At 63.1% G+C, this 15,485-nt stretch carries 11 protein-coding genes; 9 read left to right on the top strand and 2 right to left on the bottom strand.

Going from position 1 to position 15,485, the window contains the following annotated elements; all coding sequences use genetic code 11:
• Nucleotides 1-88 precede the first annotated feature (88 nt).
• The 5 genes from Q0877_RS11330 (at nucleotide 89) to Q0877_RS11310 (ending at nucleotide 10,267) form a co-directional block, all read left to right on the top strand.
• Nucleotides 89-2,761, top strand: a complete 2,673-nt coding sequence (locus Q0877_RS11330) for a PD-(D/E)XK nuclease family protein (RefSeq protein WP_299167852.1) — start codon at nucleotides 89-91, stop codon at nucleotides 2,759-2,761.
• The gene (locus tag Q0877_RS11325) at nucleotides 2,758-5,973 is read left to right on the top strand and encodes an exodeoxyribonuclease V subunit beta (protein WP_299167850.1); all 3,216 of its coding nucleotides are present in this window, start codon (nucleotides 2,758-2,760) and stop codon (nucleotides 5,971-5,973) included. Before Q0877_RS11330 ends, Q0877_RS11325 begins: the two co-directional genes overlap by 4 nt.
• The gene (locus Q0877_RS11320) at nucleotides 5,966-7,660 is read left to right on the top strand and encodes a nuclease-related domain-containing DEAD/DEAH box helicase (protein ID WP_299167848.1); all 1,695 of its coding nucleotides are present in this window, start codon (nucleotides 5,966-5,968) and stop codon (nucleotides 7,658-7,660) included. Before Q0877_RS11325 ends, Q0877_RS11320 begins: the two co-directional genes overlap by 8 nt.
• Nucleotides 7,661-7,795: 135 nt before the next feature.
• Nucleotides 7,796-9,298, top strand: a complete 1,503-nt coding sequence (locus Q0877_RS11315) for a polysaccharide pyruvyl transferase family protein (protein ID WP_299167846.1) — start codon at nucleotides 7,796-7,798, stop codon at nucleotides 9,296-9,298.
• Nucleotides 9,299-9,301: 3 nt separating this feature from the next.
• Nucleotides 9,302-10,267: a glycosyltransferase family 2 protein gene (locus tag Q0877_RS11310; RefSeq protein ID WP_299167843.1), complete on the top strand. Its 966-nt coding sequence runs from the start codon at nucleotides 9,302-9,304 to the stop codon at nucleotides 10,265-10,267.
• A 73-nt stretch (nucleotides 10,268-10,340) separates the two neighbouring features.
• Here Q0877_RS11310 and Q0877_RS11305 read toward each other — a convergent pair whose 3' ends face one another.
• Nucleotides 10,341-10,991 (bottom strand): SDR family oxidoreductase, encoded by a 651-nt coding sequence (locus Q0877_RS11305; protein ID WP_299167841.1) that lies wholly within the window; start codon nucleotides 10,989-10,991, stop codon nucleotides 10,341-10,343.
• Between the two features lie 204 nt (nucleotides 10,992-11,195).
• Between Q0877_RS11305 and Q0877_RS11300 the strand changes: the two genes are divergently transcribed.
• Nucleotides 11,196-12,221 carry a matrixin family metalloprotease gene (locus Q0877_RS11300; protein WP_299167839.1) on the top strand — a complete coding sequence of 342 codons (1,026 nt, stop codon included), beginning with the start codon at nucleotides 11,196-11,198 and terminating at the stop codon, nucleotides 12,219-12,221.
• A gap of 135 nt (nucleotides 12,222-12,356) precedes the next feature.
• The gene (locus Q0877_RS11295; RefSeq protein ID WP_299167838.1) at nucleotides 12,357-13,013 is read left to right on the top strand and encodes a class I SAM-dependent methyltransferase; all 657 of its coding nucleotides are present in this window, start codon (nucleotides 12,357-12,359) and stop codon (nucleotides 13,011-13,013) included.
• A 70-nt stretch (nucleotides 13,014-13,083) separates the two neighbouring features.
• Here Q0877_RS11295 and Q0877_RS11290 read toward each other — a convergent pair whose 3' ends face one another.
• Nucleotides 13,084-14,115 carry a copper resistance D family protein gene (locus Q0877_RS11290; protein ID WP_299167836.1) on the bottom strand — a complete coding sequence of 344 codons (1,032 nt, stop codon included), beginning with the start codon at nucleotides 14,113-14,115 and terminating at the stop codon, nucleotides 13,084-13,086.
• A gap of 95 nt (nucleotides 14,116-14,210) precedes the next feature.
• Between Q0877_RS11290 and Q0877_RS11285 the strand changes: the two genes are divergently transcribed.
• Nucleotides 14,211-14,747: an N-acetyltransferase gene (locus Q0877_RS11285; protein ID WP_299167834.1), complete on the top strand. Its 537-nt coding sequence runs from the start codon at nucleotides 14,211-14,213 to the stop codon at nucleotides 14,745-14,747.
• A 166-nt stretch (nucleotides 14,748-14,913) separates the two neighbouring features.
• A partial coding sequence (locus Q0877_RS11280; RefSeq protein ID WP_299167832.1) for a DUF222 domain-containing protein occupies nucleotides 14,914-15,485 on the top strand: 572 nt, incomplete at its 3' end.

Here is a 15,485-nt window from a genome sequence, read left to right as displayed (position 1 = left end):
CAGTAGCGGCTGTTACGTTCAGGATTCCACTGAACAGCTGCTCAGGCAGCACAATTCCGCGACGGCGGGCACGGGGAGCGGGGCAATCATGAGGGTTGAATTCGGTTGGTTTCTCGACCGCGCGCCGTGGTCTTTTCGGTCCGGTGGCCTGAACACCGTCCGGCTCGGCCGCCTCGGCTTTGTGGCGCTGCTGCAGACCAGGCTCGGCATCACGCGGCCTGAAGTTACGCACCTTGTACGCGTGAACCAGTACGTCGCACGTTTGCGCGCACTGGACAATTTATCCGCGTGGTTTTCGACCTCCTTTGCCGTAGACCCATGGTCAACCGCGCAGGACCTCCTTTACGCGCGGGATGATCTGGTAGCCAACGGTTGGGACGGCCGTCTTCCCGCCGATAGCTCCTCCAATCTGTTGCAGACCCTGGCTGCGGCTGAGGCAGTCGAACTTCCGCTTTCACCGGCACTCGCTGATGACGTAGCCGGTCTTCCGGCCGCCCTGGACACGCCCCTTCCGCTTGGAATCTCAGCCATTGCGCTGCAGCACCCCCGGTCTTCCTTTCCCGCGATCTGGCAGGAAATCCTCGGAAAGCTCGAGGTGCGCGGCGTTGATATCTACGAGCCGGAGCCCAACGCGGCGCCGCTGCCCAGCATCACCGTTCTGCAGGCGGAAACGGAATGGGAAGCCGCTGAGCACGCCGCCCGGTGGTTGGGCGCTGGCGGCAGTATGGGCGGTGCGGTTAATGAGACGAGCACCGCCGTCGTCGTTTCCTCCCAGACCAGCATTCTGGACCACTACCTCCACGCACGCGGGTTGCCCAGGGTGGGCATTGGCGCCAGGTCCCGCTGGCGTGCACAGGACCAGATCATCCCGCTCTTCATGGAGATCATCTGGGGTCCGGCGAATGTGCAGTTGCTCAGCGAGTTCCTCTCGCTGCCCGTCTCCCCCGTCCGACGCGCGGCCGGACGTGAGCTGCTCAAGGCGCTGAAGGCGGAGCCGGGAACCGGCGGGGCGGCATGGAATACCGCACTGGAGGCGATTGCAGAGCTACCCGATCTCGACGCTGAGACGGCGTCCGAGCTCGACAGCCTGTTCTCCCGCGATCTCCTGATCGAACACGACGGCGTCAGCGGTGCGCAGATGGCCGCCAAGGCCGAGTGGCTCGCGAAGAGGCTCAACAAGATTACTCATCGTCGCCCCGAGTTGGCTTCCACCTACGCGCAGCTGCAGACACTGACGGCCCTGATTTCCGACCTGCCGCGGGTGTGCCGCACAGACCTGCGGCGCATCATTTCGTCGGTAGTCGCTGAAACCACCAATCCGCTCGCGGCTAGTGAAGCCTCCGACTGGCTGCGGCTTGGACACCTGACCGAGCTGATGGATCCTGTGGATGATGTCCTGTGGTGGGGATTCCACGATGCGACTGCGCCCCGAACCCGTCGCTGGGACAAATCAGACGTTGAGGCACTGAAGTCAGTCGGCGTTCACCTGCCGTCGCCCGAGAGCCTCGCGATGCTTCAGATCACCCAGTCAGTCGCTTCCTCGCGGCGTTGCCGGAACTTGCTGATCGTTCAGACTGCGCAGCAGGAAGGCGAGCCCACCGAGAATAACCCTCTGCTTGAGGCGCTGGTCGCCGCGCAACCGGCAACGGATTCGGGGCGGTCGCTGCGGGATCAGATCAGCGACCGCACCATTGCACCTGCGCAACCGGTTCAGAGCAATGTCTGGGCCCTGGCAGGGCGGTCCGCGCAGGTAACACCGGTCGATCGCCTCCCCGTAGCACCGCCGCCCCTTGAGTTCGAGCTGGAGCCGCGGGCAGATTTCACCCCTGACGCGCTGTCCTTTAGCCAGCTCGGCAATCTGCTCGGATGTTCCCTGGCCTGGGTGCTGGACAAGAAAATGCGGCTGCGGCCGGCGGACGCCGACAGCGCACCGAGCGGCAACACCATGATCGGGATCTTCGCGCACAAGCTGGTCGAGGAACTGCATCACGATCTCTCAGCCCAGCTCCGCGTCGTCCCCACGCCCGAGGAAATAGACCGGAAAATTGACGAACTCCTGCCGCACCTCGCGTCACAACTTCTCCTGCCGGGGCAGAGCGCGAGGCTGAAAAACCTGCGCGCTGTGCTGTCCTCAAACGTGATGAAGTTCTTCACCTGGGTGAGCGCTGCCGGCATCATCATCCAGGATGTTGAGAAGCCGTTCGAGAAGACACTTGAACTCACCGTGGACGGCAAGCAGGTGGCGGTTCCGGTAAGAGGCTCCATCGACGTCGCAGGCATCGACGGCGAAGGCAGGCCCGCCGTCATCGACCTGAAATGGAGCAACCGGGACAAGTACCGTCTGGAGGAGGTGCGCGAAGGAAAGGCCCTTCAGCTGGCGCTGTACCAGTGGGCGCTCTCTGAGGATGCCGGCGAGTATGTCGGCGAAGGCGGGCCAGCCGGCGAAAACGGGCCGGCCGCCTATTACCTGCTCAAGCAGGGCACCTTCGCGTCCACCCATGCTGGCCTGGGTGGAACCGTGACAGAAGCGGAAGGACCGAACGCACTGTGGGATACCGCAGTGAAAGCGGCGACCTTTTCTGTCTCGGAAGTAGTTCATGGCCGTGTCACGGCAACGCCGCTGGTGGACGCAGCCCGTGAGGCGGCCGGCGGGGAAACCGGTGAGGCCCAGGCAGCTGCGGACGGGCGTTTCTATGGCAAGCCGCCCTGCCGGTTCTGCCACTTCAGCAGGCTCTGCGGATTAGCGGGCGATTTCTCATGAACACCCTCAGCAACGTACTCATGATTTCGGCAAGTGCCGGTACCGGGAAGACGCATGCGCTGACCAACGTCATCGCCGACCGCATCGCCGGCGGCACGCCTGCCGCTGCCATCATGGCAACCACCTTCACCAAGAAAGCAGCCGGTGAACTCAAGGAACGCATAGCGCTGCGGCTGTTGGACGACCAGGGTGTGCCGAGTGAACACGGGCTGTCGGACGATAAGGGCTCCGGCGATCAGGGTTCCAGCGCTCACAGTCCCGTCGCGCCGGATCCCCTGAAGCTCAAGGAAGCAGCTCAGCAACTGTCCACGAGTCTCATCGGCACCGTCAACAGCGTCTGCAGCAGGCTCCTCACCGAATACGCAATTGACGCCGGGTTGTCCCCTGCGCTCGAAGCGATCGCGGAGGGTGAGCAGGACGGTATTTTCCGACTCGCTACCGACGAAGTGCTTGCTGATTACTCAGAGCGGATCCTGCCGATCGCGCGGAGAATGAGCCTGGCTGATGACGGCGAATGGCTGGGAATTGTCCGCGGCGTCTGCGATGCGGCACGCAACAACCTGCTTGCCCCGCGCGACCTTGCCGTCTGTGCCGAACGTTCCTGGGAGGGTTACCAGAGCGTGTTGGAGGAGCGGGGAACGTATGACGGGAGGGAAGCCTGGCTCGACGGTCTCCGTCAGGCGCTACCGACGCTTCAGGCTGTGGTGCGCGATGGCGTCGATCCTGCCGGTAAGGCCGTCAACCTTGCCGCGAAGAACTTTGCGGAGAACTGGCCCAAGGTCGTCCACCGGATCACCTCCATGGGCGCGGTGGAGGACATCTCCTGGGAGCAGTGGCGTGGGGCCGTTCCAGCCGTCTCGTCGAAACTCATTAAATCCATCTTTGAGCAGCCCATCGCTGCGTTCCAGGAGGAGTTGCTGAGTAATCCTGCGTTCCACGACGATATTGAGCAGTTCATTCGGCTCATCTACGCCTGCGCTGCTGAATGCCTCGAAGCGTTCGAGCTTTTCAAACACACTCTCGGGCTGATGGACTTCGTGGACCAGGAAACACTGGCCCTCAAACTCGTCCGTGAGAATGAGGCGTTCCGGCAGTCTTTCTCGCAGCGGGTGCAGTTCCTTGTGGTCGATGAGTTCCAGGACACCAGCCCCCTCCAGCTCGAGCTGTTTCTGCAGCTCAGCAGGCTCGTCGATCAAGCCGTCTGGGTGGGCGACCCCAAGCAGGCCATCTACGAGTTCCGAGGAACCGATCCGGAACTGATGGATGCGGTGGTCTCCAAGGTGACCCAGCGGGAGATGCTGAGCAGCTCCTGGAGGTCCGAGCAGGTGCCTCTCGACCTGTCCAATGCAACCTTCATCCCGCTCTTTGGAGCCGTTGGGATGAGCCGCGAGTCCGTGGAGCTCCGGTTGCCGGACGCCCGTGGCCACTGCACTGGCGGGTCTGTCGAAGCGTGGAGCCGGACAGCAGGGAAGGACGAAGAGCGGCTTGCGGCAACCGCTATCGGTGTCACCGACCTGCTGCGTCGGCGTCCGACGCTGGCCCCGAAAGAGATCGCCGTGCTCACGCGCACCAACAAGGAAGCGCAGGCAGTGGCAGCAGCGCTGTCCGCTCTCGGTATCCGGGCAACGCTCAACAGTCAGCCGCTGCTGAGTTCCCGTGAGGTGCAGCTGGCGCGGGCCGCGCTGGCTTTCGTGGCCGATGCGCGAGACACCATCGCGCTTAGCGAGCTTGTCGCCCTGCACCCGCGCCACGGGGCACACGAAAACTGGCAGCAGGAGTTACTTGCCTCGCCCGAGCCTGCTGAAACTCTCGGGCGATGGGCCGCCGATCCGCTCTGTACAACACTCACGGAGCTGAGCGAGCGCGCGATCGCTTCGACGCCCACAGAGGTGTTCGAGGAAGTCGTCAGTCTGGTCGGCCTGCCCGGGCTGCTGAAAACCTGGTCGGCGCCCGAAACGCGACTGCGGAACCTCGACGCCGTACGCGCCGAGTTCAACAACTACTACGAGGCCGCGAAAGCGCTGAAGGCGCCAGCGACACTGCGTGGCGCACTGCAGTTCCTGTCCGAATCGGAGGCGGTTGCATCTGACAACTCGGGTGACGACGTCGTCAATGTAATGACCTATCACAAGGCAAAAGGGCTCGAGTGGCCGGTGGTCATCATGGAAAGCCTCGACCGCGAAGTGGGTGCTCGCGCCTTCGGTGTGGCGGTTGAGTCCGACGGCGAATTCGACCTTGATCAGCCCCTTGCCGGCCGCTGGATCCGCTTTTGGCCCTCTCCCTTCCCGTACAAGGGATCACCGCTGGACGCCGCGGCGAAATCCAGCGACGTCCTTATGGCCAATGAGGCCCGCGAACGCCGAAATGCAGCCCGCCTCATGTATGTGGGGATGACCCGATCCATCAACACCACCGTCCTCACCGCAAAGGGCAGCTCGCCGCTTGGATTGAATGACCTGGGCATTTCCGGTCTGATCAAGTGGTCGGGCGAGGAACACGACGGCCGGATCACGGTGAACGGCAACGAACTGCCCGCGTACGTGCAGACCTACGTAGCAGAGGACGCACCTGAGCGTGCTGGCTCCACCTCCTCCATCCAGTACGACGACGCCGCTAGCGCCCCTTTGATCGGTGCCCATCCGCCCGCGCGGATCAAGGCGAGCGCCCAGACAACTACGGACGGAGCCAACGTCCGCATCTACGAGCACGCGCACCTCGGTGATCCGCTCGCCACCCGCGGAGACGAACGTTGGGCGGCCGTAGGGTCGGCCATTCACGCGTATCTCGGCACTGAGTACACGGCGCTCGATCGAGCCGGGCAGCTCGGTGTTGCCAAAGAAATTCTTGACCGGTGGCAGGTAGGCGATCTCATCGGCGTCGAACTGCTTCTCACCGCGGGTGACCGGATCGCGGAGTATCTCGCGTCGGTGTATCCGGGAGCATCAGTACTTCGGGAGGTTCCCATCTCGTGGCGCACTGCGCAGAACCAGTACATGGAAGGCTGGATCGACCTACTCATTGAATTGCCAGATGGCTTCGTCCTGATCGACCACAAAAGCTACCCCGGCGATGATCCGGCGGAACACATCCGCAAGGAGAACCTCGGGCAGATGGAAACCTACCGTCAGGCTCTTCTCAATGTCACCGGAAAGCCGGTCATCGAGACCCTGATCCATCTGCCTGCCCTCGGCAAGGTATACAAAATTGGCTGACCTCGCCGTGAAGTGCATTCCAGAGAAGCCCGTTTTTGATGACGGTCAGGCGGCAGAGCGGGCCGTCTGGCAGGTATTGAAGGCAGCGTTGCCGGACGGCGTGGTGCTGGCGCACTCGGTTCAGGTTCGCTACGGCAGCTCGGAACACGAGATCGACCTGCTCGTCCTGTGGCCCGGTGTCGGCATGGCAGCCATCGAGGTCAAGGGCGGACTGCTCAGTGTGGATAAGGGCCAGTGGTACCAGTCGGACCGATCCGGGAAACGTCCGATTCAGAACCCATTGGTGCAATCCCAAGGCTCCAAACACGCGTTCCAGGACTGGATCGGTGAGCAATTGGGGTCCCCACTCACCAGCCGCTTCGCCTACATGGCGTGCCTTCCCTACACCCCCGTTCCCGCCGACTGGACGCTCAGTGGAGCTCCCCGGTCCCTGATTCTTGATCGGGAGGACCTGCCGGCGGCGGCAGAGAGGATCCGGCACGCGATCGAGACGGAAGCCAGCGGCGCAACTCCGTTGGCGGCGTCGTACCTGGCACGGATTGTGCGGAAGCTGGAAGGAACCTTCGACTCCCTGCCCAGCGATATCTCCAGTACAGCTGAAAGTGAGGACCTGCAGGACCAGTTGACCGAGCGGCAGGACACCCTGCTGACCGCTACCCGGGATATCGCGCGGATCCGTTTCACGGGCGGTGCCGGCAGCGGCAAGACGTGGCTTGCCCTCGCCAAGGCGCGAGAGCTCTGCAAGTCAGGCAAACGGGTTGGGGTCTTTTGTTACAACAAGGGCCTGGGAATGCACCTGCGGAACAAGGTCGGCTCCTGGCGGCAGAGGCAACCGGCGTTTACGGGCGAGTTTCACGAATATGTACGGTCCCTCGGGGTGCCGGACGGAGAAGGGCAGTCCTATTTCGACGAGGAGATGCCTCAACTTCTCAAGGAGAAAGCCGCTCACCTTTCGACCGAGCAGAAGTTTGACGCGGTGGTGGTGGATGAAGCACAGGACTTCGCTCCGCTCTGGTGGGAGGCGCTGTTCCAGTGCCTCAAGGATCCGGGGTCCAGCGAGATCTACGCCTTCATGGACGACCGGCAGGATGTCTACCACCGCAGCGGCGGAACCGCGGACTTTACCAATGGACCGCTCGCCGGCCTGATACCCATCCATGTGGACGACAATCTTCGCAACACTCGCCGCATCGCCCTGACCTTCAAACCGCTGGCCGGGAAGCACTTCACGCCGCGCGGGAACACGGGGATGCCGGTGCGGCGGGTGGACTGCACTACCGGCGAGGCCTTGGACCGCGCCTCGGATTGCGTGGACGCGTTGATCGACGAGGGCTGGCCGGCGAACCAGATTGCACTGTTGACCACCAACCACCGGCACCCCATTCACCTGCAGCACCATGAAGGCGGCACCACCCTCGAGTACTGGAACGAGTTCCATGCGAAGGAGGCCGAATTCTATGGCCATGTACTCGGCTTCAAAGGACTCGAGCGATCAGTTGTCATCCTTTGCGTGGACGGTTTCAAGAACCCGGAGCGGGCAGCCGAGCAGCTCTATGTCGGGATGTCGCGGGCGCGGAGTCTGCTGATCATCGTGGGTGACTCGGACCTGATCGCTCAGGGCGGCGGTAAGGAACTGGCGCAGACCTTGCGGGCGTGTGAGACCTGGAATCCCGAGCTCGGCAAGTAGCAGCTTTGTACAGTTGTGAGAAGTTCGGCACACTGGGTGCGGCAAGCCCTTCTCCAAAAGCCAGCATCAGGGTGAACTCTGGCCGGGCGACTGGGCCATAAGTGCAGACTTCCAGTAACGAAATCGAGGAATTGAATGAGAGTTGCTGTCCTGGGAGACATTGGCCAGCCCGTCTACCACGTAGGTGACGAAGCCATGGCCCATGCGGCGGTTGAGGAGTTGCGTTCCCGGGGCATCGACGATGTCCTGCTTTTCACTCGGGACGTCGAAGACACTCATGCCCGCTACTCCAGAGTTGACGCCGCTCCCACCCTGCAGTTCCCCTGGCCGCCGAATGACAGGCGTGACTACCTTCGGCGTATCCGTGCCGTGCTGAACGGAGATGACTTCGAGCTGCCGCCCACCGACCAGGTGTGGGAGTTTGTTGAGGCGATCAAGTCATGCGATGCCCTGCTGATCGCAGGCGGCGGCAACATGAACTCGATCTATGGTTGGTTGCTCTATGAACGTGCGGCGGCCATTAGCATCGCCAGGGCCCTGGGGAAACCCGTAGTTCTCGGCGGTCAGACTCTCGGTCCTGCCCTTCACGGAGACGATCGGGCGACAGCCACACAGATGCTCGGCGAGGCATCGCTGATTGGTGGGCGAGAGGCTTCCACCGTTCAACTGGCCAACGACCTGGACAGTTCAGCGACAGTTGGCGAATGCCTCGACGACGCAGCCTTCTTCGCAACTCGAGCCTCAGAGAAGCCGGCCGAGGAACCCGAACCAGCCGGCGAGCTCCCCCAACATTATGCGGCGGTTACCTTCGCCGCTCCGAGTGGCTGCGTTAGAAACTCCACCGCCTACGAGAACTACGTTCGCTCGGTGGCGACTTTCCTCACCCATGCCGAGCAAATCACAGAGCTACCGCTGGTTTTCCTGCCGCACATGAGCACCCCCGGGGCAAATGACGGCGACGAGGCAACGCACCGGGACATTGTGACGGCCATGGATGGCGACCAGAAGTACCTGATGCCCATCCAATCGGCCCGGCGCACCGCCGAAATCACTGCCCAGGCGGCACTGGTCCTCACCTCCCGCTACCACCCGGTGATTTTCGCGATGAACGGAGCCACGCCAGTCGTCGCGGTGGCGGTCGACAGTTACAGCAGCACTCGTCTGGGGGGCGCACTGGCGCAGTGGGGTCTGGAAGACTTCGTCCTCCCGCTGCCTTCACTGGTGGATGGCACTGTCGAACCGGCGCTGCAGGAGGTTTGGGTCAATCGCGAAAGAATCAGCGCCCACTGTAAAGCCGCTAAAGCCCAACGGCGCAGAGAGTTCGACGGCTGGTGGGATCAGGTGGTGCGAGCGCTCAAGGGAGAAACGCTTTCCACTTCGCCTCTCACTGAGGTGGCGAAGTGGCCGGCCAAAGAACCATGGATCGATCGCGCAGCGGCCGCAGCGTCCACCTTTCTACCTCTGAGCGCAGAGGTGGAAGAACTTCGTGTAGTGCGGGAACACCTCGCAGGAGAACTCGACCTTGCCCGCCGGGACGCAGAAAACGCTAAAGATGAATTGCAGGGCTGGTTCGCATCGCGCAGCTTCCGAGCGGTAAGCGCAGTAGCTTCGCTTCGTTCCCGAGTCAAAGGGCAATAAGTTATGACACCCCGGCCTTCCGCAACGGTCGCCATCATCATGCGCACGAAGAATCGTCCCTTGCTGCTGGAACGAGCACTTCAAGATGTGCTCCGTCAAACATACGAGGAGTGGGTTCTCCTCATCGTGAACGACGGCGGGGAAACCCGTGATATGGAGCAGCTCCTCGAACGCCACGCGTCGGCATTAGCCGGCCGTGCCAGCGTGCTGCACCACCCGCAGTCGAAAGGCATGGAAGCCGCGTCCAATGCCGGCATCCAGGCCAGTGCGTCCCAATTCATCGCGATCCATGATGACGATGACGAATGGCACCCCGAGTTTCTCGACCGAACCGTTCGCCACCTGGAAGACGGCGAAGATGGCGGTGTGGCGGTTCGGACCGAGATTGTCTGGGAGGAGATACGCGGGGAGCAGATCAACGAGTTGGACCGCGAGATCTTCTGGCCGCAAATGCGGTCGGTAACGCTATTCGACATGCTCCGGAACAACCGATGTGTACCGATCTCGGTGCTCTATCGGCGATCGGTGCACGAGAACGTCGGGTATTTCGACGAGTCGCTCTCAGTGGTGGGCGACTGGGAGTTCTATCTGCGCTTCCTCCAGCACCATCGCATGGGATTCATCGACGGAACTCCGCTGGCCTACTGGAACCGCCGGCGTGAAGCCGCCGGCGACCTGGCAAACAGCGTTGCCCAGCAGGATGAACACATCCGTCTGGATCTTGAGGTCAGGGAGCGTCACCTGCGCGAGTACGTTGCCGCGCAGGGAATGGGCGCGCTGCTTTACCTCACCTCGTATAACCAGCGGGAGTACGACCACCTCCATCAGCGCAAGAACTATCTGGAGGATCGAATCGAACACCTGAATGACCGCATTGGGAACCTCGAGGCAGCGATCAGTGATGCGAGTCTGGTCAGCCTGCTTCGCCGCCGTTACCGCCGCTACAAGGACCGGTTCCTCGGACGTTGAAACGAAGCTGTTGAAGCGAAGCAAATGCCCCCGCACTGAACCAGTACGGGGGCATTGCTTTTAGAGGAAGCCGCTACACCACCTCGAGTGCCTCCGCGATCGGCGTCTCGCCACTGTTGAACTGGATGAACTTCCCGACTGTGCCGGGATTGCTCAGCACAGCTGCCGCGACCTGCGCCACGTCCTCACGGGCCACTGAATCCTGCTGCGGCTCGCTCGACACCTCGATCGTTCCCTGGCCCGGATCGGTCGTGAGGGCGCCAGGACCGAGGATGGTCCACGCCAGGTCGGTTCCGCGCAGGTATTCGTCCGCGGCAGCCTTCGCCTCGGCGTAATGGAAGAACCCGTTGTCCTCGGGAACGCCATGATCCTTCCGGGCACCGATGTAGGAAACCATCACGTACCGGTCCACGCCGGCTTCCTTCGCAGCATCCATCGAACGGATCGCCGCATCCCGGTCGATTGCGTACGTAGCTTCGGGGCTGCCGCCGCCGGCACCAGCAGACCACACCACCGCGTCATGCCCACGCACGACGTCGGCCAGCTCACCGACCGCCAACTGCGTCACGTCAGCGATGACCGGCTTTGCTCCGGTCTCCTCAACGTCCGCCGACTGATCCGGGTTGCGGATGATCGAACTCACCTCATGACCGGCGCCGGACAGAATCCGGGACAGGTGCAGAGCCACCTTTCCGTGGCCTCCGATGATTGCAACGCGTGACATAACCGCTCCTTCTCGTTGGGTTTCTTGGACGCAACGCTACGAGTGCTGCAGTGCGGGTGGCTAGCTATTCAGCGCCCGGCGAATAACCGGCGCTATCCGGTCGCGAAACTTTTCAGCAGGATTGACGCAAATGGGCTTCCCAGCGCCAGGAAGTCAGGGAAGCTTGTGCGAGGACTGCTGCGCGAGAGGACGAGCTGAACAACCATGGGGGTATTGGACCGCGAGTGGTCCCGAAAGGACGACGTGCCGCCGTCGTCGTCAGGATTGCGGCGATCGAGCTCAGGACGCGTCCCGCAATGGGCGCTGGAAGAAGCGCTCAACGAACAGCTTCGCGCTTACGCAGCTGTTACCGGCGGGAAGCGGACAGACAGAGGGCCGCGCCGTCGTCGTCGACGTTTCGCGGCTTCCAGACGCTCTTCCGCTTCCAGACGTTCTTCCGCTTCAAAACTGCGGGTCCGCACCGGGGCGCTCATCGCGCTTGTCATTGCGCTTTACCTCTCGCCCTCGGTCTTTGAGCGCGAGATCTTCCCCGATGTGTTGCCGCATCTGCCCTGGTCCAACGTGCCGCCGCGCGGCGTTGAGGCAGCGGATGCGCCGCTGGGCACACCGCCGCCGTCAACCGGCTCAAGCAACTACACGCTGTTCGACTATCCCGGCCTGAAGCAGGATTTCGTCGCCTACGATCCGTGCCGCCCGATTCACTACGTGGTCAGGCCGGACTTTGCTCCGGCGGGTACGGACGGGATCGTCCAGGAAGCCGTCGCCGAGGTGGCCGCAGCGACAGGACTCACCTTCGTCTTTGACGGACCAAGCGCAGAGGCACCGAGCCCGGAGGATCGTGACCCTTACCAGCCTGCGCTCTACGGCGAGCGCTGGGCACCCGTCCTGATCACCTGGAGCAGCCCGGAAGAAGTCCCCGACCTCGCGGGCCCCACAGCAGGACTCGGTGGCAGCGAAATAGCTCAACGACCGGACAAGCCCGTTGTCCTGGTGGCGGGTCAGGTGATGCTCGATGCTCCGGCAATGACCCAGATTCTCGAGTTCGACGGCGGCCGCGACCACGTCAAAGCGATCGTCATTCATGAACTGGGGCATGTGCTCGGCCTCGATCATGTCGACAACCCCAACCAGCTCATGCACGAGGAAAACAACGGCCGCACTACCCTCGCCGACGGAGACCTCGCCGGTCTCGCGACACTCGGCGCCGGACCCTGTGTGCCGGAGCTCTGACTTTCGTTTCGGGTGTGAAACCCGCCAGCCCGACGACGGCGGCCCGGCCGGTCCTTGACGGCGCAGCGAGGCGCCTCCAGAGTGGGACTGACCCCGGCGACAGGGCCGGGTGAACACAGGCGAAGGGCTGATTTCATGACCGTTCCTGATCCCTTGTCCGGGCCCGCCGAACTGCAGCACCCCCGGTTTGCCCGTGCCTACGCGAGGGCCGTCGGAGAAATGAACCGCAGGGGCGCGGCCGAACATCGCGGCTCGCTCCTTAAGAGCCTGACCGGCAGCGTGGTGGAGATCGGCGCCGGCGACGGATCGAACTTCGCCCACTACCCGCCCACGGTTACCGAGGTTCTGGCCGTTGAACCGGATGATTTCCTCAGGTCCCTTGCGCAAGCACGGGTGGCTTCCGCTTCAGTTCCTGTCCGGGTTGTTACGGGAACGGCGGAGAGAATCCCGGCCGAGGACAGCAGCTCCGACGCGGTAGTTGCCAGCCTTGTCCTCTGCAGCGTTTCGGACCAGTTAGTGGCCTTGGCCGAGGCACGCAGGGTCCTGCGGCCGGGCGGGATCCTCGCCTTTTACGAGCATGTCCGCTCGCACCGAAAACCGCTCGCTGCCCTCGAAGATCTGCTGACACCCCTCTGGCAGCGGGCTGCGGGAGGGTGCCATCCCAATCGGGACACCCTGCAGTCGATCATCGCCGCCGGATTCCGGATTGAGGACGGCGAGCGGTTCGGCTTTTCCGTCCAACCACTCGCGCCGCCGGTCGCGCACATCCTCGGTCATGCAACTGCGCCCTGATCCGGACAAGCCGGCGACGGAAAGATGGGGGCAGGAAGTTAGGGGCAGGAAGTCAGGGGCGGGAAGTTGGTCAGACGAGCACCGGCGGCTCAAGCCCCACCAGCGCAACCGCCAAACCGTACGCGACGCCCATGACCACCAGTTCGCCGCCGGCCAGTCTGGCGAAGTCCACCCGGCTGAAGGAACTTCCCTCCAGCAGCCGACGACGGTGCAGCACCCCGAACCCGATCAGTGCTACCAGCGTGATCACCTTCAGCAGCAGCACGAGTCCGTACAGGGAACCGGGCAGCGCCGTCAGCTCCGGCACCCGCACCACTGCGCTGACCACACCACTAACAGTCACCACCGCGGCGCAGATCAGTGCAAGCCTGCTGAATCGCCGGGCCGCAGCGTGCAGCGCCTCGGGGACGGTGAGTGCCAACCAGCCCAGACCCGCAAGCCCGCCGACCCACAGGGAAGCCGCTCCAATGTGTCCGGTCATGCTGAACATCGCCACGCCGTGCCCCGACTCGGAGGCGGCGTGACCGCCGAGCGCCAGGGTTGTGGTGCCAGCGACCGCCAGGAACAACGCCATCTTCAACGCGGTGGAGGTCCGGGCGAACCACGCCATGACCGCACTCGCAAGAAGGAAGCCGATCTGCGCGATCAGCGCCCGTCCTGAGGCGAGCTGATCGAGGAACGTCCCGAAATCCTCGAACCCGGCGCCCTGCAGCGGACCCTTGCCGAGAACTTCAAAGTACGTCCATAGCAGGAACACCCCACAGACGACGACGGCGGCAAGCCCCGCCATGCTCCCCCGCCGGCCGAGCCGCACGGCCAACGATGCGAGGTACTCCGAGCCGCCGTCGTCAGTACGGTCGTCGTCAGTAGGTAAAAGCACTCCGACGCACAGCACAGCTATCGTCACCAGGCTCGTGAGGTGCACCAGCACGCGCACCAGCGGCAGGGTCCAGCTGACGAGATTCGCGGTGCCGCCGTCGTCGGACAGTCCGAAAAGCGCCAGCGGAATCAGCGCTGCCAACAAGACCGCCAGCACCACGAAGCCAAGCGGACGCCGGGAAGGCGCACGGACAGCGTGCGTGCTTCGGGAAAAGACGTGCATGAAAGCCTTCGGGAGTCGGAAAGAGGTCAGTACTGCGATCCTAAGCCAGCTCGCAACATGTCGGCACCGGCGGCGATCGGCGCTACTCTGACTCCGTGACCGTTGTTATCGACCATGCCACCGCGAACGACGCCGGCCCCCTCGCCATCCTGGCTGCTATCACCTTCCCGCTCGCCTGCCCGCCGACGTCGCACCCGGACGACATCGCACATTTCATCGCGACGGAGCTCTCCGAGGAGCGGTTCATGCAGCACATTGCCGACCCCGACAAGATCCTGCTGTGCCTGCGGGAAGACGGCCATTTGCTCGCCTGGAGCATGCTGGTGAAAGGGTTGCCGAAGGATGAACAGGTGCGGTCATCTCTCTCGATTTTTCCGACGATCGAGCTGAGTAAGTTCTATGTGCACCCGTCGCACCATGGGCAGGGTTCGTCGTCGCGCCTGATGGAAGCGTCGTTGGAAATCGCAGCACAGGGAAATGGGGCAGAGGGAATCTGGCTGGGAACGAACGACCGCAACGCCCGGGCGGTCCGCTTCTATGAGAAGCACGGGTTTACCCGTGTTGGGGCGAAAACGTTCCAGCTTGGGAGGAACGTCGAGACCGACTTTGTGTTGGAGCGGGCGCTGGGTTAACTTTCCCGCGCGTTTGTGCTGTCTGTGCCGTGCACTTGCGCTGTTTGAGGCACCATTCGGGTGGGCACCATCCGCGCCGGCACCTGTGGATAAGTGGTGGTTCACTGGTCCTCCACATTGGCGGGGTTCGATGGTTTTTCGTATACGTGTTCGATAAAATTTGGGTATGGCCGTCGCACTGCTCGAACACCCCACGGAGGATCCGTCCCTCCTGGCCGGTATGCGATCGGACCTGTTGGCCTTTGTGCAGCAGTTCGAAGCGGGCTACCTCACGCTGGGTGTCGAGGAAGTCGCAGCGATCCTGGTCGAGGCCGAGCAACTCTCCAACGTCATCGACCATCTTCAAACCCTGGTTGCCCGTGCCGCCGAGGACCACCAGCTCGCAACAACAGACACCGGCGACCCTTACAAGAACACCGCAGAGTACCTGCGAGCGAGAATCGGTATCAGCCGCACCGAGGCGAACCGTCGGCTACGGCTGGGACACGACGTTCTACCGGAGGTCCCCGGACCGGGGGCCGCCCTCGAGGCCGCGCTGACGGTCCTGGCCGAAGCCACCGCAGCCGGAGAGATCAGCAGCCGGGCCGCGACAATCATCCGTAATGCCGTGCACCGCGTCTGCACCGTGGCAACCCGCCCACAGCTGGAGACCATGGAAGAACACCTGGTCCGCCAGGCCATCGAATCCGACGAAGACGTCCTCCGGGTCCTGGCCCAACGCTGGGAAACCGTGATCGA

This window comes from uncultured Arthrobacter sp. (genome assembly GCF_947495145.1).
Classification (GTDB): domain Bacteria; phylum Actinomycetota; class Actinomycetes; order Actinomycetales; family Micrococcaceae; genus Arthrobacter_D.
This window is presented reverse-complemented; position numbering and strand designations above follow the sequence as displayed.